Source organism: Salipaludibacillus sp. HK11 (assembly GCF_047795645.1).
Classification (GTDB): Bacteria; Bacillota; Bacilli; order Bacillales; family Salisediminibacteriaceae; genus Salipaludibacillus.
In genome coordinates this window covers 4953238-4971198 of record NZ_CP181045.1, presented here as the reverse complement: position 1 = coordinate 4971198, position 17961 = coordinate 4953238, and the positions used below count along the sequence as shown (strand labels likewise).

20 protein-coding genes are annotated in these 17961 nt (G+C 36.6%); 10 read left to right on the top strand and 10 right to left on the bottom strand.

The genetic code is table 11. The features are described 5' to 3' along the window. Positions 1-5: 5 nt before the first annotated feature. Positions 6-1058 (bottom strand): uroporphyrinogen decarboxylase, encoded by a 1053-nt coding sequence (hemE, locus tag ACM26V_RS23570; protein ID WP_416149192.1) that lies wholly within the window; start codon positions 1056-1058, stop codon positions 6-8. A 290-nt stretch (positions 1059-1348) separates the two neighbouring features. Next, positions 1349-3520: a transglycosylase domain-containing protein gene (locus ACM26V_RS23565; protein WP_416149191.1), complete on the bottom strand. Its 2172-nt coding sequence runs from the start codon at positions 3518-3520 to the stop codon at positions 1349-1351. A gap of 267 nt (positions 3521-3787) precedes the next feature. On the opposite strand from ACM26V_RS23565, the gene ACM26V_RS23560 reads away from it, so the two are divergent. From ACM26V_RS23560 to ACM26V_RS23550, 3 genes are all read left to right on the top strand, one after another. Beyond that, complete coding sequence (locus tag ACM26V_RS23560; RefSeq protein ID WP_416149190.1) at positions 3788-4534, top strand: cytochrome c biogenesis CcdA family protein; 747 nt, start codon at positions 3788-3790, stop codon at positions 4532-4534. A 45-nt stretch (positions 4535-4579) separates the two neighbouring features. Then, positions 4580-5752: a M20 family metallopeptidase gene (locus tag ACM26V_RS23555; protein ID WP_416151954.1), complete on the top strand. Its 1173-nt coding sequence runs from the start codon at positions 4580-4582 to the stop codon at positions 5750-5752. A 283-nt stretch (positions 5753-6035) separates the two neighbouring features. After that, positions 6036-6863 (top strand): DUF4397 domain-containing protein, encoded by an 828-nt coding sequence (locus tag ACM26V_RS23550; protein WP_416149189.1) that lies wholly within the window; start codon positions 6036-6038, stop codon positions 6861-6863. 78 nt (positions 6864-6941) lie between these two features. On the opposite strand, the gene ACM26V_RS23545 is transcribed toward ACM26V_RS23550, so the two are convergent. Genes ACM26V_RS23545 through ACM26V_RS23535 form a run of 3 tightly spaced genes read right to left on the bottom strand, consistent with a single transcriptional unit; the run spans position 6942 to position 9667 of the window. Next, positions 6942-7670, bottom strand: a complete 729-nt coding sequence (locus ACM26V_RS23545; protein ID WP_416149188.1) for an EcsC family protein — start codon at positions 7668-7670, stop codon at positions 6942-6944. A gap of 34 nt (positions 7671-7704) precedes the next feature. Further along, positions 7705-8928, bottom strand: coding sequence for an ABC transporter permease (locus tag ACM26V_RS23540; protein WP_416149187.1), 1224 nt, complete (start codon positions 8926-8928; stop codon positions 7705-7707). Beyond that, positions 8921-9667 (bottom strand): ABC transporter ATP-binding protein, encoded by a 747-nt coding sequence (locus tag ACM26V_RS23535; RefSeq protein WP_416149186.1) that lies wholly within the window; start codon positions 9665-9667, stop codon positions 8921-8923. Before ACM26V_RS23535 ends, ACM26V_RS23540 begins: the two co-directional genes overlap by 8 nt. Before the next feature lie 174 nt (positions 9668-9841). Between ACM26V_RS23535 and ACM26V_RS23530 the strand changes: the two genes are divergently transcribed. The 4 genes from ACM26V_RS23530 to ACM26V_RS23515 all read left to right on the top strand — a co-directional run bounded on the left by ACM26V_RS23530 (position 9842) and on the right by ACM26V_RS23515 (position 13484). Further along, on the top strand, positions 9842-10270 hold the full coding sequence (locus tag ACM26V_RS23530) for an HIT family protein (RefSeq protein ID WP_416149185.1): 429 nt from the start codon (positions 9842-9844) through the stop codon (positions 10268-10270). A 222-nt stretch (positions 10271-10492) separates the two neighbouring features. Beyond that, entirely contained in the window at positions 10493-11578 is a 1086-nt protein-coding gene (gene serC / locus ACM26V_RS23525) for a 3-phosphoserine/phosphohydroxythreonine transaminase (RefSeq protein ID WP_416149184.1), read from the top strand. A 459-nt stretch (positions 11579-12037) separates the two neighbouring features. Further along, positions 12038-12616: an HTH-type transcriptional regulator Hpr gene (locus ACM26V_RS23520; protein WP_416149183.1), complete on the top strand. Its 579-nt coding sequence runs from the start codon at positions 12038-12040 to the stop codon at positions 12614-12616. Between the two features lie 316 nt (positions 12617-12932). Next, positions 12933-13484: a DUF3267 domain-containing protein gene (locus tag ACM26V_RS23515; RefSeq protein ID WP_416149182.1), complete on the top strand. Its 552-nt coding sequence runs from the start codon at positions 12933-12935 to the stop codon at positions 13482-13484. Positions 13485-13508: 24 nt separating this feature from the next. Here ACM26V_RS23515 and ACM26V_RS23510 read toward each other — a convergent pair whose 3' ends face one another. Next, positions 13509-14084, bottom strand: a complete 576-nt coding sequence (locus ACM26V_RS23510; protein WP_416149181.1) for a YpmS family protein — start codon at positions 14082-14084, stop codon at positions 13509-13511. Between the two features lie 236 nt (positions 14085-14320). On the opposite strand from ACM26V_RS23510, the gene ACM26V_RS23505 reads away from it, so the two are divergent. Continuing rightward, complete coding sequence (locus ACM26V_RS23505) at positions 14321-14503, top strand: hypothetical protein (RefSeq protein ID WP_416149180.1); 183 nt, start codon at positions 14321-14323, stop codon at positions 14501-14503. A 208-nt stretch (positions 14504-14711) separates the two neighbouring features. Here the strand turns inward: ACM26V_RS23505 and ACM26V_RS23500 are convergent, their stop codons facing one another. Beyond that, positions 14712-14795, bottom strand: coding sequence for a YjcZ family sporulation protein (locus ACM26V_RS23500; RefSeq protein WP_416151953.1), 84 nt, complete (start codon positions 14793-14795; stop codon positions 14712-14714). Between the two features lie 43 nt (positions 14796-14838). Next, a complete protein-coding gene (locus ACM26V_RS23495) occupies positions 14839-14928 on the bottom strand; it encodes a YjcZ family sporulation protein (protein WP_416149179.1) in 90 nt (29 codons plus the stop codon). A gap of 217 nt (positions 14929-15145) precedes the next feature. On the opposite strand from ACM26V_RS23495, the gene ACM26V_RS23490 reads away from it, so the two are divergent. Together ACM26V_RS23490 and ACM26V_RS23485 are read left to right on the top strand one after the other, a co-directional pair. Beyond that, entirely contained in the window at positions 15146-16081 is a 936-nt protein-coding gene (locus ACM26V_RS23490; protein WP_416149178.1) for a peptidylprolyl isomerase, read from the top strand. 383 nt (positions 16082-16464) lie between these two features. Beyond that, a complete protein-coding gene (locus ACM26V_RS23485) occupies positions 16465-16560 on the top strand; it encodes a YjcZ family sporulation protein (protein WP_416149177.1) in 96 nt (31 codons plus the stop codon). Here the strand turns inward: ACM26V_RS23485 and ACM26V_RS23480 are convergent. Together ACM26V_RS23480 and yhaM are read right to left on the bottom strand one after the other, a co-directional pair. After that, positions 16557-16802 carry a sporulation YhaL family protein gene (locus ACM26V_RS23480; RefSeq protein ID WP_416149176.1) on the bottom strand — a complete coding sequence of 82 codons (246 nt, stop codon included), beginning with the start codon at positions 16800-16802 and terminating at the stop codon, positions 16557-16559. The two genes, ACM26V_RS23485 and ACM26V_RS23480, sit on opposite strands and share 4 nt — an antisense overlap. 194 nt (positions 16803-16996) lie before the next feature. Beyond that, positions 16997-17956 carry a 3'-5' exoribonuclease YhaM gene (gene yhaM, locus ACM26V_RS23475; RefSeq protein ID WP_416149175.1) on the bottom strand — a complete coding sequence of 320 codons (960 nt, stop codon included), beginning with the start codon at positions 17954-17956 and terminating at the stop codon, positions 16997-16999. Between the last annotated feature and the right edge of the window lie 5 nt (positions 17957-17961).

The window sequence follows — 17961 nt, the reverse complement described above, 5'->3', positions numbered from 1 at the left end:
CTCCTTTATTGATTAGTTTGAGCAAGCTTCTCGGCGGAATACTCGTGGACAAATTTAGTCAGTTTTTTCAGCGTTGCCGGATCAACCTCTGGAAACACGCCATGCCCCAAATTAAAAATGTAGCCTGGCTGTTTCATTCCCTGATCTAATATTTCTCTTGTTTTATCTTCAATAATTTGCCACGGAGCCATTAGAACAGACGGATCCAAGTTACCTTGAACAGCTTTGGTGATACCATCGGCTCTTGCCTCTTGGATAGGATATCGCCAATCGAGTCCAACAACGTCCAAAGGAAGATCATGCCAATCTAATGTTAAGTGGCGTGCACCAACACCAAACATAATCAGAGGAACTCCTTCATGTCTTAATTCCGAAAAAATCCGTTGCATAACTGGCTTCACATATGTTTGATAATCTTGTTGATTTAACGAGCCAACCCATGAATCAAATATTTGAATAGCTTGAGATCCAGCTCGTATTTGTGATTTTACATATGTAATCACCATATCCCCTAGTTTTTCCATTAGTAAGAACCATGCTTCAGGCTGAGAATACATCATACCTTTCGTCTTGTTGTAGTTTTTAGAAGGGCCACCTTCAATCATATAACTTGCAAGCGTGAATGGTGCACCACTGAAACTAATTAGTGGAACGGTTAATTGCTTTCGTAACAATTTAATCGTTTCTAATACGTAATCTACGTCTTTTTCAGGCTCAAGTAGGCCAAGCCGTTCCACATCAGCAATCGATTTAAGTGGATTTGAAATGACAGGTCCTATTCCTTTTTTTATTTCTACATCCACTCCCATTGCTGGTAATGGCGTCATAATATCCTTGTACAAAATTGCCGCATCATTTTGATAGTCATCGACTGGTAATTTGGTTACCCAAGCACAAGTTTCAGGACGATGCGTAATTTCCTCCAAGCTGTATTTTTTCTTTAATTCTCTATACTCAGGTTGAGATCTTCCTGCCTGTCTCATATACCATACAGGAACATGCTGAATCGGTTCCTGCCTACAGGCTTTCAAAAATTGATCATTAAATTTCACTGACATTCCATACACCCCAAATCTAAATTAATGATTCGATAATCTCTCAAATCATTCTTTCACTTTTACTCAAATAATACTCATACTAGGATTGATTTTACACTACTATTCATTCAGAACGATAGTCATAGACCCTACCGTCACATTTTGATCACATTTAGAATTAAAAGTTAGCATTTATTATTAGAAAAACTTAGTTTATCTTATACTTTAATCTTTAGCGAAGTTAAACATTCTTAAAGTACAAAATAAACAAGCTCCTGCGAAAATACAGGTAGGCACCCGCCGATCTAGTATTAAGATGCATCAGAGAACAACCTGAATTTCGCTTCAGCAAGGTTAGACGCATCTCCTTCTCTGTCAATTTGCGGATTATACGGCTTAACAACATATACAGAAGTAGAAAATAAACTCGCCCCTCGGATCGAATATTCGCTTTCTCCAACAACTTCATCTATCAATGTAAGGACATCATCCTTTTTCTTGTAGATCCTATAATGAAGTCGATCATCTTCACTTGCTGTCCATTCTAACTGCACATGTCCTCCCGTAAAACCAAAGGAAATGTCAGCTGACAAATCATTAATTTCGACCAATTGAATAGGATCTTGCAAATCATTTACCCCTTCTGGCATTTCAAACGTAAGCATTGGTTCAGCTTCGCCCATATACAAATCTGTTAATACTGATTTAAAAGCTTCCGTTGCAACAGAACTAGATGCAGTCAAGTAATGGTCTGAATTATGCTCGTCATATCCCATCCAAATCGCACCCGATAATTCAGGAGTAAATCCTGCGAACCATAAATCTCTAGTTGCTCTTTCTATACTTTCAATAGATGTCGTACCAGTTTTCCCTGCAAGTGCGCCGTGAAATTCCCCACTGATTCCCGTTCCTTCCTCGACTACAGCCTCTAACATTCGCGTCATATACCAAGCCGTTTGAGCAGACATCACTTGAATTTCTTCGGTATTCACTTGCGCAACTTTTTCACCATTGCGATCATAGATTCGCTCAATAAAATAAGGTTCTGAATACTTTCCTTCGTTTGCAAATGTTCGGTACGCTGCCGCTATTTGCATAGGTGACATACCATGTTCGATTCCACCTAAAGCAACGCTAAGCCCTTCCTCTTCATCAGCAAGGATAATATTTTGTTTTTGTAAATATTCTTTAGAAATATCAATTCCCAGTTCGTCCAACACCCACACAGCAGGGATATTTGCTGATTCTTTCACCGCATCATACATCGTTATTTCACCAGCATATTGGTTATTGTAATTACGAGGAGAATATCCATCAAAATCATGTCGCTCATCTAACAAGAGCGAATAAGGTTCAAATAATCCTTCTTCTATAGAAGGGGCAAAAACAGCTAGCGGTTTGAAGGTTGATCCCGGTTGCCTTTTCGCTCCATCAACTCGATTAAACCCTTTTCTCACATAATCTCTTCCACCTTGAGCACTTACAACGCCACCGGTTTCATTATTTAATAAAATAATGCTACCCTGAACCATTTCTTCGCCTGTTGAAGCAGGGAAAGTTGCATCATTTTGAAAATGCTCATACGTTGTCTGCTGAGCATTTGAATCCATTGCTACAACAATTTCGTAACCACCTTTTAATATTTCCTTTTCACTAATCTGATATTTATCTACTGCTTCGGATAAGACTAGATCGACATACGACATGTAAGCTGGATTCTCTGTAATCGTTGTTTGCTCAGTAGGTAGCGTCTTCCCCTGAAGCCTGACCGCATCTTCTGCAGTTAAGTAATCCCGACGTTCCATGGTAGACAAAACTAAGTCTCGACGTTGTTTACTTCTTTCATAATCTATAAAAGGAGAATAGTGACTTGGTGCCTTAGGAATTGAAGCTAACAACGCTCCATCTTCAACCGAAAGCTCTGAAACACTTTTATCAAAATAAAGCTTTGATGCAGCCTCGATTCCGTGAGCTCCATGTCCAAAGTAAATCAAGTTCAAATACATTTCTAGTATTTCATCCTTAGAATACCTTCGCTCCAAATTAATAGAAATCAAGACCTCCTTCGTTTTACGAAGCCATGACTTTTCGTTTGACAAAAATGTGTTTTTTGCCACTTGCTGCGTGATTGTGCTTCCTCCCTCTGCTTTTGAACCAGAAAGAATATCTCGATAGAGCGCACGGCCTATCGCACGAAAGTCAACCCCGGTGTGTTGAAAGAAACGGTGATCTTCAATTGAAATAAATGCCGCTTGCACATGTTGAGGAATGTCATCTATATCTATGATTTCTCGATTTTCAAGGAATAATTTTGTGATTTCCTGTCCGTCTTGATCAACCACTGTCGTCGATTCGTTTAGGACTAAATCCTTCTCATCTATAGCATAATTACCAAATAATATAATACCTAAATAACCAACAAACCCTACGACTAATATTGCGAGAAAGAATGTGACTGCAAATAGTAATTTACGTTTTAACATCGTCTCACCTCCATCATCACTATTATACTTCAGGTTGAAAAAATTGACGAATATTCTTTCTTTTTCTGATTATGGAGAAGTAGTTATTACGTTACATCTAGTTTGAGAAAAAGAGTCGAAATCATTCTAACTTACAATCGTTTCGTGTATATTAATAGTAGTGGACAAATTGAACATCGCTAGAAGACATTTTGTTTTAAACTTGAAAAGTTTCACATTCTCACTCATTGAGAAATTTTCATGTTTTCATTATCTGGAGGTTTTAGTATGCAACTAATGAGTATTTTTTTAATAGATGAAGTTACGTTTCTATCCTTATGGGTTGCCCTTTTTGCAGGGTTCGTTTCGTTTCTATCTCCTTGTGTGTTTCCACTAGTCCCTGCCTATATCGCTCAACTTACTGGTAGTGGAATTTCGGACAATCAAGTCATAGCTGACCGTAAGCTAATTTTCACTAGAAGTATCGGTTTTATTATTGGATTTACGTCGATCTTTCTTATCTTAGGCGCTTCATCGTCATTCATCGGCAGTATGTTTTTGCGAAATCAAGTACTGTTAGAACAGTTAGGTGGCATCATCATTGTCCTGTTCGGACTTCAATTAATCGGTATTTTCAACCTGAATTTTTTAATGAACGAAAAGAGATTAATGAAACCTTCTAAAACAACAAGCTTTGGTCGTTCAGTCCTTTTCGGTTTAGTTTTTGCTGCTGGCTGGTCTCCATGTATCGGTCTTGTCTTAGGTTCGATTCTCACATTAGCCGCACAAAACACAACTGCAACTGGAGCAATGTTATTATTATTTTTCTATTCGCTTGGCATAGCGATTCCATTTTTACTTGTTGCGATGATTTATGCTAAGTCCATCAATAAAGTTCGTAATATCAATCGCTATTTACCAATGATTCAAAAGACAAGTGGTGCAATTATGATCATTCTTGGGATCATGCTATTTACAGGCGTTTTTGCCCGCATCGCAGCATACTTATCTCAATATATCCCATTTAACATTTAGTAAAAAATTCACAGTCTAAGTCTACTAAAGGAGATGTTTAAAATGATGAACCAATTGCATAAAAAATTATCGGATTATTATCCAGAAATGGTAGAGATACGACGATACCTTCACCAACACCCAGAACTTTCTTTTGAAGAAGTCGAAACCCCGGCATATATAGCTAATTATCATAAGAACCTCGGTCATGAGATCCGCGAGCAGGTAGGTGGTCGAGGTGTTGTCGCTAAGTTAAAAGGCGCAAAGCCCGGCCCAACAATTGCATTAAGAGCTGATTTTGACGCCTTGCCGATACAAGATGCAAAAGATGTCCCTTATAAATCAACCGTCGATGGAGTCATGCATGCATGTGGACATGACGGACACACCGCTTTACTATTAGTTTTAGCAAAAGCGTTAAATGAAATGAGTGGTCAGTTGCATGGTGATGTCGTCTTTATTCATCAATTCGCTGAAGAGCTTGCACCCGGTGGCGCTAAACCAATGATTGAGGACGGTTGTTTAGATGGGGTCGATGTTATTTACGGCACACATTTATGGGCAACGACACCGTTAGGAAAAATAGAATATAACGAAGGGCCACTAATGGCAGCCGCGGATCGCTTCAAAATAACGATTCAAGGTAAAGGTGGGCACGGTGCGCAACCTCACCATACGAAAGATGCGATTGTAATTGGGTCACAAATAGTCCAGTCATTACAAAACATCGTCAGCCGCAGAGTTGATCCGCTTGATCCTGCTGTTATTACCATCGCTAGCTTTAAAGCGCTGAATGCTTTTAATGTTATAGCTGATAAAGCTGAGCTTGAAGGCACCGTGAGAACATTTGATGAGAACGTTCAAGCCCAGATTCAAAAAGATATGGCTGAAGTTATTCAAGGTGTAGCAGCTAGTTTTGGAGCTACAGCAAAATTTGAATATGTCCCAGGTTACCCAGCATTGATTAATCATGAGAAAGAGGCACGATTTTTACATGGAGTAGCTGAGAAATCAAAAGGAATCGAAGAAGTTGAACATGCAAAACCTCAAATGGGTGGGGAAGATTTCAGTTATTATTTACGCAACATGAAGGGCGCATTCTTTTTCACTGGAGCGCAAAATCCAGACTGGGAAATTTCTTATCCGCACCATCATCCAAATTTTGATATTGATGAACGAGCAATGTTACATGGAGCAACAGTTCTTGGGAATCTCGTTTTAGAAACTTTTAAAGATTAATATAACTCATTTAGGCTTTTGTTCAGGAATTCCTGAACAAAAGCTTTTTTATTTATAACGATGAACGAGGTATTAGTATGCCGTCACCATAAATCTTGGACTCTTGTCTTCGATTGAGGAACAGGAACCTTTTCCGACTATTTAAACTAGGAAGGACTCTCATAAAAACAATCCTCTTTGCAAAGACCTAAGTTATTCAGTAAACCCTAAATAAATACATAATTATCCATTACCCCGGTAAAACTACTCCATGCATGAAACTATCATTCAAGGAGATGAAAAAATGAAGAAAAGAAATACCGTGCTTACATTCACTACTGTTTTATTAGTTCTCTTTATATTTTCTATAGTTGGGTTAGCTGATGGCAATGAAGATGCGATGGTCCGGCTTCTACACGCTTCGCCCGATACACCTGAAGTAAGTATTGTAATTAATGGAAATATGGTCGTTAATGAGCTAGATTACAAAGGTACTTCGGATTACATGGGATTTGTTCCTGGACAGCACAAAGTAGAAATCTTTCCTCTAGGAGAACAAGAACAGCCGCTCTTAACTCAGATAATTTCTATAGAATCAGGGAAAGCCTATACGGCTGCTGCGATTAATTCAGTCGAGAGTTTAGATTTAAATGTTTTTGAAGACGCAAAATCTGTTAGTAATGGGCAAACCTTGTTTCGTATTGCGCACCTCTCACTAGATTCACCAAATTTAGACGTTCTCACAAATGGAAAGGCTACTTTCTCTAATCTCACGTACACAGATGTGACTTTTTACGTAGAGAGAAGTCCTATGACAATTGATTTAGAAATAAGTAATGCCAGCACAAAAGAACAAATCTTATCAGCACCATCAACCCAACTAGAAGCAGATGCTCTCTACACTTTCTTAGTCGTTGGCTTAACAAGAGGAGAACCACCAATAGATACAATTATTTTAGCAGATCAACCGAGAGAACTTCCTTCAGAAGAAATGATAGGGACAGCTGTCACTGGAGAAAGAAATGTTAAAGAAGAATCAATAATTTTGGGTGGGTTTTTAATGATGCTCATTACAATGACATCGATTTTTTTATTTGTTCGACAGCAACCATGGCAGTATTCTCAACACTAACAGCCTTCAAAAAAACGAGGCCCTCCTACTGACAAATCATTTTGCATGATTCCATCTTTGGAGGACCTCGTATTTTTCCTACTGTTTGAGTAAGCGATGTCGATAACTATTTTTAGTGTGATAAGCTAATAAATCTAAATAATGATAGTTAGCCGTCGCCCCAACAATAGCTCCAAACCCCGGGATTAATTGTAACGTTTTTGGTAAATCGATGAAATCCCGATACTCTAGCTGGAACGCTTTCCAGTCTACCTCGTTTAAATCATGCTCCTCTGTCCAAGCTTTCTTCGTTTCTTCCCAATTCGTTACGTTATCAAAAACTTCTTTCTTCTTCGTTTCTTTTGAGAAAGCAAGCTGAAAAACATGGAGAAGAAACAAACGTTCTTCCATTTTATCTGAGTCATAGCCATAAATTTTTGCTGCCTCAAATAGAAACCTCATTTTAATATTTAATAGCAATGGAAAATCAGCTATTCCTAATAAAATACCACCAAATCCAGTCCCGGCTCCTTCAACAGCTGCGGTTCTTTTATACATCTCAATACGTTTGTCTAAAAGCGATTCTCGTTCTTCCAACGATTGATCCACAACTCGTTCTTGATTTGATAAGTAATCACTACTCGCCAACGTTGCTCGGACCATTTGTTTCACACTTTCAGTAACAACACTATGAATTTTATCAGGTATTTTATCGTTCAGTTTATTTTGCCAACGTTTACTTACTTGAGCTGGCATAGATGAAGAACGAAATGTTTTTTGTTTCCAACGGCCAAGTTCTCTATCAACTTTTTCCAAATAGACACTCATCCATTCGTCCTCCTTTAATTGATTCCACTAAATGTCACGATACCGATACTTCATATTTTTTTATTAATCTTAAGCGAAGGTGTAATTGATACGTAACGATAGCTAATAGAAAAACTACCCCGCCTGCAAATAGTCCATATGTCAACATAGCTACTACCGCAAAGATACACGATTGAACCATTCCAAGGAACAACATCCAGAATTGATGACCTTTTAGCATACTATCTGAGTTAACTGGATATAATTCAATCATCTGACTCGTATCATAATGATTTTTTAGTGTCTCGATTTGTAATGCCGTCATATAAGCGAACAATACGGCGACAAACCAACGGCCCCACTCAAGATCAACAATTGAAATGAACAACGCTCCAATGAAGGTGAGTCTTACGTAAATACCAAAGTAGTCATTGGCTCGTATAAAAGATCTTGCAAATAAATAATGATACACCTTCGTTCGGTCAAACTGAACCAATTTATATAAAGGATTTAACCAACGTCTGAATTTAATTTTAGACTTTAAACTAGGTACATCTGTAAAGCTATTTGCAATTCTATAAAATGTCATCACTGTTTGATTCTCAATTTCTACAAGTCTTTCCCATTTTAAACTAAACTCTTTTGCCAATTTGCGATAATATCCAACATAGAAACTAGCTAAGGCCAAACCAATTGCCCCTATGAACAAACTCGGTTGTTGTGAGAACACAGCATACACTGAAACGGCATTCAAACCAGTTCGTAGCATCGTGTGGATCATGTAATGGTTTTTATCAAGAATTCTTTGCTCTTCAAACCCTGCTACTAAATTCCATAACTTTAATGCACTCAACAAAACCAATGCCGTCAGAAGCGTACTTCCAGCTCCATCAATTCTATCGAAAAATAATGGAGCCATTAGAAGCATACTCAATACGAGCCAAAATGTTTCCATCATCCAACTATATGCGACAGAAGATCGAATATACCCACTCAATTTCCCTTCAACAGGGATCAGAAAAACCAAGTCTCCTTGCTTCATAAATGTACGTACTCGACCTCTTGTCACAAGCCAAGTAAAGATAACAGTAAAAAAAATCACTGCCGGAAATGTATCTGGCAACCATTGCAAAAACTGTCCATAATAATAACTTCCAAAGACAAATAGCAAATAAATTGTAAACAAAAAGCCACTGTTTCCAATGAGACGCAGGTACTTTATAGCCATCGTCCAATAATCTCCACGTCGCTTACTCCATAAATTTGCTACGTTATTCATGGCGACCTTCCTTTGTCATCTCAACATAAATATCATCTAAATCTGCCCCAGGCATATTCGCTTGCTCCTGCAATTGTTGCAACGTACCTTGTAAGATAAGTTTTCCTTGATCTAGAAATAAAAACCGATCACAGTATTTTTCTGCTGTCGCCAAAATATGTGTCGACATTAAAATTCCGCAGCCTTCTTCACGTAAGGTTAACATGCGGTCAAGAAAAGATTTTATTCCAATCGGATCTAATCCAACAAAAGGCTCATCGGCAATATAAATCGACGGATTAATTAAAAATGCACTCATAATCATCACTTTTTGCCGCATCCCTTTTGAAAAATGACTCGGAAACCAATGTATCATTTTAGCCATTCTAAATTCTTCTAATAATCGATGTGCACGTTCTTCAAATTGTTCTGCAGATAATCCATACGCCATCGCTGTCAGTTCAAGGTGTTCCCATAACGTCATCTCTTCGTATAAAAGTGGGGTCTCAGGGATATATGCTAAATTTTGCCGATACTCATTTTTACCTTCTGCCATCGTTTTTCCTAGTAACCTAATCTCGCCGTCATGCGGTTCCATTAAACCCAATATATGTTTGATCGTTGTACTTTTACCTGCTCCATTTAAGCCAATTAATCCGACCATTTCATGAGGATTTACAGTAAATGATACATCATGCAAAACAGGCTTACTCTTCTGATAACCACCTGTGATATGGCGAACATCTAATAATTCACTCATCGTCAACTACCTCCTACATTTACTTTCAAGTTTATTCCATCCTAACTATATCGAAAACTCGTCTAATTGAAAAGCAAGTCCACGTAAAATGTGATACGATATAAGAATACAATATCTTTTAAATACATATAAACGTGCTCTTTAACACATCATTTTATCAAAGAGGTGATTCTTGTGATCAAAAAAGACGATTGTATTTTTTGCAAAATTGTAAACGGTGAGATTCCGGCTGCAAAAGTATACGAAGATGAAGATGTATTAGCTTTCTTGGATTTAAGCCAAGTCACAAAAGGACACACATTAGTGATTCCTAAAAATCATGAGGAAAATATTTATGAACTTTCAGAAGAGACAGCACAAAAACTATTTAAAGTCATTCCAAAAATTTCCAACGGAATAAAAGCTGCCTACAATCCAATTGGATTAAATATTCTCAACAACAATGGCGAAGCTGCTGGACAGTCAGTCTATCACTACCACATGCACCTCATCCCTCGATATGGAAAGGGAGATGGCTTTGGAGCAGTTTGGCATGACCATAGTAGTAAATATTCCAATGACGATTTGCAAACTATTGCTCAAGCGATTCAGTCAAAACTTTAATAAAAGTAATACCGTTTCATGAAGTTATTGATTTTTCAGTTAAATAAGGTAATATAGTGTTGATAAAGAACGAATTCTAGCTTTTTTATCTTCGCTTTTTTGATAACATGTGTCAAAAAATGATTGTACGAGACATTTTTCTCGTACAATTTTATTTTTAAAGAAGGATTTTGAAAATTTTTAGAGAAATTGTTAAGGAATCTATCAAGGAGGTTATGTAAAGTGACAAATGTTTACAATTTTAACGCTGGTCCAAGCTCGATCCCGGCTCCAGTGTTAGAAAAAGCAAAAAATGAAATGTTCAATTTTGAGCAATCTGGAATGGCAGTTATGGAAATGAGCCATCGAAGTCCGTTGTACGAGAAAATTCATTTTGGTGCAATGGACCAATTAAGAAAAATTTATCATATTCCTGATGAATTTGAGGTACTTTTCTTGCAAGGTGGAGCTAGTTTACAATTCTCCATGATACCACTAAATTTCTTAGGAAAAAATCAGAAAGCTAGTTACGTCTTGACCGGGTCTTGGTCCGAAAAGGCGCTAAAAGAAGCTAGTGCCTTAGGAGAAGTGGAAACATTATCCAGTTCAAAAGACAATCAATATAAATATATTCCTGAGACTGATTTATCTCAGTTGTCTGAAAATGTAGCCTATGTTCATTTAACTTCAAATAACACGATCTTTGGAACGCAATGGCCAACTTTTCCAAAAAAGAAGAATGTGCCAGTCATTGTTGATATGTCTAGTGACGTCCTAAGTAGAAATCTTCCTTGGGAAGATTTGGACATGATTTATGCTGGTGGACAAAAGAATGCTGGGATGGCAGGTGTAACACTGGTAGTCATCAGAAAATCACTTCTCGAAACAGCTAATGACGAACTACCTCCTTCCCTTTCCTATAAGCAACATGCTAAAAGTGACTCTCTATATAATACCCCACCAACTGCTGCAGTGTATATCACGGGCTTAGTTGCTAATTGGATCGACGAATGTGGTGGTGTCGAAGAGATGAATCGTCGTGCCAGGGCAAAGGCAGAGATGATCTACAATGTCATTGATGAATCAAATGACTTCTATACAGGTCATGCTGAGTTTTCGGCGCGCTCTACTATGAACATCACATTTCGTTTAGCAGATGAACAACTGGAAAAAGCATTCTTATCCGAAGCGAAAGAGGCAGGGTTTGTTGGCTTAAATGGCCACCGTTCTGTTGGTGGTTGCCGTGTATCAAGTTACAACGCTGTCCCACTTAAACATGTAGAAGTTCTCCGCGACTTCATGATCGATTTCATGAAGAAAAACAGGTAAGCTATCATTACATGCTTTAACACTGTATTGTGATTATTAGTTGTAATCTTAGATAATAATAGTATTTGTATCTAAAATAATTTATTTTTTTCTAGGTACCATCTTACATAGGTGGTACCTAGAATTTTTTCTCATAATTTACTGGACAAAGCCTTAATTATAAACGTTCTCACTGTCTTTGGATCACTTAAGATACTTTTTATAATAAAAGTTTTCAGAAAATACAGAAATGATATTGAGAACACTTCAATTACTATGTTATGATGTTAATATCATTTTCCTAGTAAAGTAATAAACTATGAGAAAATTGTAATTATACTTATAGGCTATATAAAGTATGTAGACACCAAGATAATTGAGCAGGTTTTCACTCTAGAAGCTTAGCGGTTTAGCTTACTAGTCATAAAATAGAAACTTACTTTGAAATAGCCTCACATACAAAATGAATGGAGGGGACGTATGGAGCAGTCACCAACGCAATCCATGGTTCAGTCAATTATGTATAGTCATAAAATTGCTCAATTGAGCAAAGCTCTTTGGAAATCGATTGAAAAAGATTGGCAAACTTGGATCAAACCGTTCGATTTAAATATTAACGAGCACCATATTCTTTGGATTGCCCACCAACTTGAAGGGGCATCGATCTCCGATATTGCTAAATTTGGTGTGATGCATGTTTCAACAGCGTTTAATTTCTCAAAAAAACTTGAAGAACGAAATCTATTATCTTTTTCTAAAAGACAAACAGATAAACGGAATACATATGTCTATTTAACCCCACAAGGAGAAGAACTTCTCATGAAAACCTTTGAGAGCTATAACCTTGACACATATGGTGTTCACAGTGGGTCCTTACCTATTAAAGATTTGTATGGAAAATTCCCTGAATTTTCAGAGTTAATAAGTATTGTCAAACACGTTTACGGATCTGATTTTATTTCTACTTTTGAAAACTCACTGTCAAAATTTGAAGAAGATTTTATAGAAGATGATGGAAAGTTAGTGCCCATCCCGAAAGATAAAGAAACTACTTCATAAATGATTAAATAGAATTTTAAGAGAAAGAACCTTGACTGAGAGTCCTCTCATGTTAGGTTCTTTTTTGGGTCACAAATATTTTTACCACTCCGCTAATAATAAAACAGTCTAAAAAGTGCAGATTCTGTAAAACATTTACTAAGTGATCGCGATGAAATTGGCTCTCTCAAAATAAATTTATTTTTTTTTGCCAAAAACCATTGATTTCTTTTCGATTTCATCGTAAGTTACTATAGTGCTCCATTGAAAGAAGTTCTGACAACAAATAACTAAACTGTCTTTTATAGAAGCAACATTCTTCAGGAGGTGTTAGCAGATGAACTGTGTAAAAACAATATCTGTAGAAAATCAATTTGGCAAACTTCGCCTCTGGTTTTTATCATCAATCATTATGCTAGGATATTTCTTAATCTTTTTCATGGTATTTAGAACCTTTTTCACGTCTGTAGCATTAGTCGATTTTGGAGTTAGTTTTCTGCTCCTGTCTTTAGCCCTTGTCCTACCAATCCATTTACTTTTGCATTGTATGCCGATATGGCTTGTCGGGAAAAAAGCAACTTTCGGTTTCAGAAAAAATCAATGGCCTTACTTTTACTATTCAACAAAACAACCTTTATCAAAGCAAATAAGTTTATTGTCAACCAGTTCTCCTGCTTTCTTGTTAACTGGCATTTCCATTGTAGGATCGATTCTGTTTCCACAATTTGTCCATTACATTGCAATGATGTCAGCCCTTAATGTCGGTATTTGTGTATATGACTTCTTGAACTTTAAACAAATTAAAACAGCGCCTAAAAATTGTTTCATTGAAGAAAATCGAAATGGATTTTACGTACTTAATCCAATAATACAAAAAGAGCCCTCCTAGGGTTCTTTTTCTAGTTTTATTAGACTATCTGGCAGTAAATGTCATAAGTAACTCAATTTCGTTGGTTTCTAAATCAAATGATTGGATATTAATATCTATTTCTTCTGATACACCTTGGCGAACATCAACATAAAATTTACGGTCTTCCGATATAACATGAATCCAATCAGGTAATTCAATTGTTGCTGAAATCAATTGAAACACCCTTTCTGAAGGCAGTGACATCCCGCCAACATGGAAATACTCCTCTTCAAGCTCTAAGTTCCCCTCATTTGTCACGTTTGGAGTTAACTTCATCTCTATCGGAACATTTAAACCAAATGCTTCAATTTGGGTTTCTAAGTAAACACCATCGTCGATATATAAATCATACATCTCCGCATCTTGCTCCTTACTTAATTCTTGCTGTAGCCAACTATTTAAATCCTCTTTCGTAGTTGTAATTGTAAATGACGCACCCTCGCTTACCTCAGGTACCGTCGACTGAAAATCATCACTTCCTTCGTCGGATAATGCTAGATTAAGCCAAACGACAGCAGAGACAATCAATAAACTCAAAAATCCGATTAATGTCAAAAACAAAACTTTCCATTTATTCACGGGTAATAGGCCTCCTAACCAGCACTTCATTCAATATTTTATTCAAATCTTACACTAGTTCATTTCACGTAACAATAAATCTTTGTTACAATGTAAATATTACTTTAACGTATTCAGACTCTTATCCTACGCACATCTCTTTAACAGGTTCCCTTATTTGAAACATAAATAACTTTAATTTTACGATACCTTTTGATAAAGTAGGATAAGAGTCTACCTTAATTGGGGGTTACTAGATGGTATATTTACCTTTTTTGTTATTTGCATCAATTTATCTCTTTGTTATTAATACTATGACAAACTCACTATGTATACAAAAGGAAATTCCTGAAGAAAAACAAGCAAAAGTTTTTCGAACGATTAATGTGTTAATCACTATTCTTATTACTTCTTCTTTCGTCAGAATCTTTTTTACATGATTAATACAAATCATTAATATCCTAAGTAGTATATTTAAAAACCTGTTTGTCCCAAAATACGGGAGAAGTAAATTGTTAATTGCATAGAAAGAGAACGAGCAGTGAGACTTTTCCTGCTCGTTCTTTTTTCTTTTTTAACGACCGCAATCATTAGTAATCTGAGGATTTCTTTATAAATATTAATTCTTGCTCTACAGCCGGTTACTTATTACCACCAAGAGGCACCCACAATCACTAGAAGGATAAATAATACTACCAACAAGGCAAAGCTACTTTGCTGTTGATATGCCATATAATCACCTCCATTTTCCAAGTACTGGCCTATAGAATTTTAATTAACATCCCCAAGATGCGCCAATGATCACTAATAAAATAAACAACACAACTAGCAATGCAAAACCACCTGTTTGGTATGAGTGTGACACGGTACATTCCTCCTTGTTTTATCGTTCATTACATCTTATTAAGATCTCAAATATATGTATGGACGTATGTCATGATTTTATATAAATTGTTTATCCTTTAGAAATTTGGGGCAGTACGCCGTCATTGTCTCTCCGGACCGATGGGGCGACAAGAACTCCCAATAATCAATTTGATTCATTTAAAAATAATTTGGAATGTGCTATAGTAAAATTCAATGTGGAAACAGTTTTAGAAAAAATAGGAGTGGAAAAATTGAGAAAAAGTACGATAATTCTTATGCTTTTTAGTCTAATTTTATTATCGGCGTGCTCAAATAACTCAAATGTGAAAGATCAAAGTGAAACAAATGAATTTGATCATTCTTATGAACGCATTATTGTGGAAGCAGATACTTGGATTATTACCGAAGATGAATTCATTGAAATATTAAAAACAGAGCACGGAGAGCAAATACTTCAAGACATTGTTCACGATAAAATGATCCATGCTGAAGCAGAAAAAATAGGAATTACTGAAGAAGAGATTCAAGAAGAAATCCAATTTTTAATGACGAATATAGGAGCCGCCAATGAAGATGTTTTCTACGAAATGATGGAAGATCAAGGGATTTCCAGCGATGAAGATTTGCGTATGAGAGTAATCAATCATCTCGTCATTCAGCATCGAATTGGACTTATCGGTGAAGTGACTGAAAAAGAGCTTCTTAAAGAATACGATCGTGGTGAAGAAGTTGAAGCAAGGCATATTCTTGTGGAAGATGAGGATACCGCTTTTAAAGTAATCACACTTTTAGAAGAAGGAAATAACTTTGAAGACTTGGTTGATACCTATTCACGGGATCCTGGAACTAGAGAAGTTGGTGGATATCTTGGAAGTTTTCGTAGAGGTACGATGGCACCCCTACTTGAGGAAGCTGCTTTTACACTTGAAATAGGTGAACGAAGTGAACCTGTCCAAAGCCAATTTGGTTATCACATTGTTGAAACAACTGGACGAACATTGTTTGAAGATGAATTCGAAGATGTGCAGGAGCTATTATTTTCTACTTTAAATGATCGGAAACTTTTTAAAATGAACGCTGAGGAAATCAATATGCTAGAGAGTCTAGATATATCGATTCTTGATCAAGATTTTGAACATCTTTTTAAATAAAGCTGCGAGAGGCATTTAAAATACACGAAACCTCCTGTCCTGAGATACAAATTCCTCCGTAAAATTACAGTTACACGATACCTCAGAAGGACTCTCGTAGTGACTCTGTGGTTAATTCATCAATAGGTAATTAATTTCCCGGAATCACCAATGAGCTTGCCCCTTCTTTTCTATTAGAAAAACTTGGCTTTTCGCCAAGTCCTTCATGGCGAAAACCTTAGTTTATCTTACTTTAATCCTTTAGCAAAGTTAAACATTCTTAAAGTATAAAATAATCGATTAGTCGCTTTTCCATATTCGCCTATGAACCGATATCTTGCTCCCATCATAGATTAAGTATGGGAGCTCTTCCCAACATCGACCACAGAAAGGGTGAAGTACTCATGGCAGGTTATGCAACTACTCCTTACAGCGGATTTACACTTATCGTTGTGCTTTTCATTCTACTCATCATTGTAGGTTCTGCTTACGTTTGTTAATTTTCATGGGGAATTTTAGCTCCCAATGTAAGATAACATTGGGGGCTTTTCCCATGCTTTTTTTCTTCAATCCAGCACTTGGCAGACATGGTAGCACTAACTCCAATACCAATTACTATAAAATAAATCCACCATGGATGAGAATAAAAATAATCTCCAAATACCGTTAACGAAATAATTCTCAATGAAAAAGCTAAAAATAAACCACCAATTAATGTAAAAACAACCGTAATTGGATTCATTGTTTTCCTCCTCTATAATCAACTCTATTAATATAGTTTACTCTATGTATCTCAGTCTAAAAATATGATAGACGCGATACATAATCTCACATCAATAGTGTTTATAAAAAAAGGGCCTCAAATAAAAGAAACCGTCGTTTCTAAATCTGATGCCCTTTTTGCTATTAAATATCGGAAACAGTTACTATATTTCTTTATAAATCAATTGGTTTGTCATGAAATGAAGGTTTGTAAAATGAACGATTATCCATTGGAAATACCTTCTCGGAAAATTCCCCTGGAAATACACGATCTAACGTTCTGTCCATCATGTTCATCTTTGCATCGATGTTATCAATCATATGTAGCATTTCTGCTTCCCTTATTAAAGGAGGTTTCGGACTACCCCATTCCCCTTTAGAGTGATGCGAAAGGATAAGATGTTGTAACACGAGTACTTCTTCACCTTCAATCGCCAATTCTTTTGCTGCCTCTTCAATTTCAGTCACCATTATTGTGATATGTCCCAACAATTTACCTTCTATTGTATATTCTGTCGCCATTGGTCCTGACAGTTCCCTCACCTTAGCCATATCATGTAAAATGACACCTGCATACAATAGATCTTTATCTAGGCTAGGATAAAGAGACGCTATACTCTTTGCGAGTTCAAGCATCGAGACGACATGATAGATTAAACCGGAAACAAATTCATGATGATTCTTCGTCGCGGCTGGAGACACTGAAAAATCTTGCTGATGTTTTTTAAATAAATGTCTCGTAATTCGCTGAATTTTAGCATTTTGCATATCAAAAATATATTGTGTTATTTCTTCTAACATCTCTTCTTTATTCCTAGGTGCAGATGGTAAAAAATCCTCTGGTTTTACTTGGTCCATTCCCGACGTTGGACGAATAGCCTTGATTTTCAATTGACGCATCCCACGAAAATCATGTACCTCTCCTTGAACATGAACAATTGAACCACTTATAAACGTCGCTTCATCCTCAGATGAAATACCCCAAAGTTTTGCTTCAATAGCTCCTGTTTTATCTGTTAGGTGCAATGTAAGGAATGGTTTTCCATTACTAGCAATTCCTCTTTTCGAGTTTTTTATCAGTAAATAAGTATCTACTGATTCACTAATTTGATGATGATGTATCCCTTTCTTCATCGATT

Excerpts from the sequence above, each read along its gene's own strand:
- yhaM (WP_416149175.1), bottom strand. The coding sequence starts at position 17,956 with ATGAAGAAAGGGATACATCATCATCAAATTAGTGAATCAGTAGATACT.
- ACM26V_RS23520 (WP_416149183.1), top strand. The coding sequence starts at position 12,038 with ATGGAGCAGTCACCAACGCAATCCATGGTTCAGTCAATTATGTATAGT.
- ACM26V_RS23535 (WP_416149186.1), bottom strand. The coding sequence starts at position 9,667 with ATGAGTGAATTATTAGATGTTCGCCATATCACAGGTGGTTATCAGAAG.
- ACM26V_RS23545 (WP_416149188.1), bottom strand. The coding sequence starts at position 7,670 with ATGAGTGTCTATTTGGAAAAAGTTGATAGAGAACTTGGCCGTTGGAAA.
- hemE (WP_416149192.1), bottom strand. The coding sequence starts at position 1,058 with ATGTCAGTGAAATTTAATGATCAATTTTTGAAAGCCTGTAGGCAGGAA.
- ACM26V_RS23480 (WP_416149176.1), bottom strand. The coding sequence starts at position 16,802 with ATGAATCCAATTACGGTTGTTTTTACATTAATTGGTGGTTTATTTTTA.
- ACM26V_RS23485 (WP_416149177.1), top strand. The coding sequence starts at position 16,465 with ATGGCAGGTTATGCAACTACTCCTTACAGCGGATTTACACTTATCGTT.
- ACM26V_RS23555 (WP_416151954.1), top strand. The coding sequence starts at position 4,580 with ATGAACCAATTGCATAAAAAATTATCGGATTATTATCCAGAAATGGTA.
- ACM26V_RS23515 (WP_416149182.1), top strand. The coding sequence starts at position 12,933 with ATGAACTGTGTAAAAACAATATCTGTAGAAAATCAATTTGGCAAACTT.
- ACM26V_RS23565 (WP_416149191.1), bottom strand. The coding sequence starts at position 3,520 with ATGTTAAAACGTAAATTACTATTTGCAGTCACATTCTTTCTCGCAATA.
- ACM26V_RS23550 (WP_416149189.1), top strand. The coding sequence starts at position 6,036 with ATGAAGAAAAGAAATACCGTGCTTACATTCACTACTGTTTTATTAGTT.
- ACM26V_RS23500 (WP_416151953.1), bottom strand. The coding sequence starts at position 14,795 with ATGGCATATCAACAGCAAAGTAGCTTTGCCTTGTTGGTAGTATTATTT.
- ACM26V_RS23540 (WP_416149187.1), bottom strand. The coding sequence starts at position 8,928 with ATGAATAACGTAGCAAATTTATGGAGTAAGCGACGTGGAGATTATTGG.
- ACM26V_RS23505 (WP_416149180.1), top strand. The coding sequence starts at position 14,321 with ATGGTATATTTACCTTTTTTGTTATTTGCATCAATTTATCTCTTTGTT.
- ACM26V_RS23560 (WP_416149190.1), top strand. The coding sequence starts at position 3,788 with ATGCAACTAATGAGTATTTTTTTAATAGATGAAGTTACGTTTCTATCC.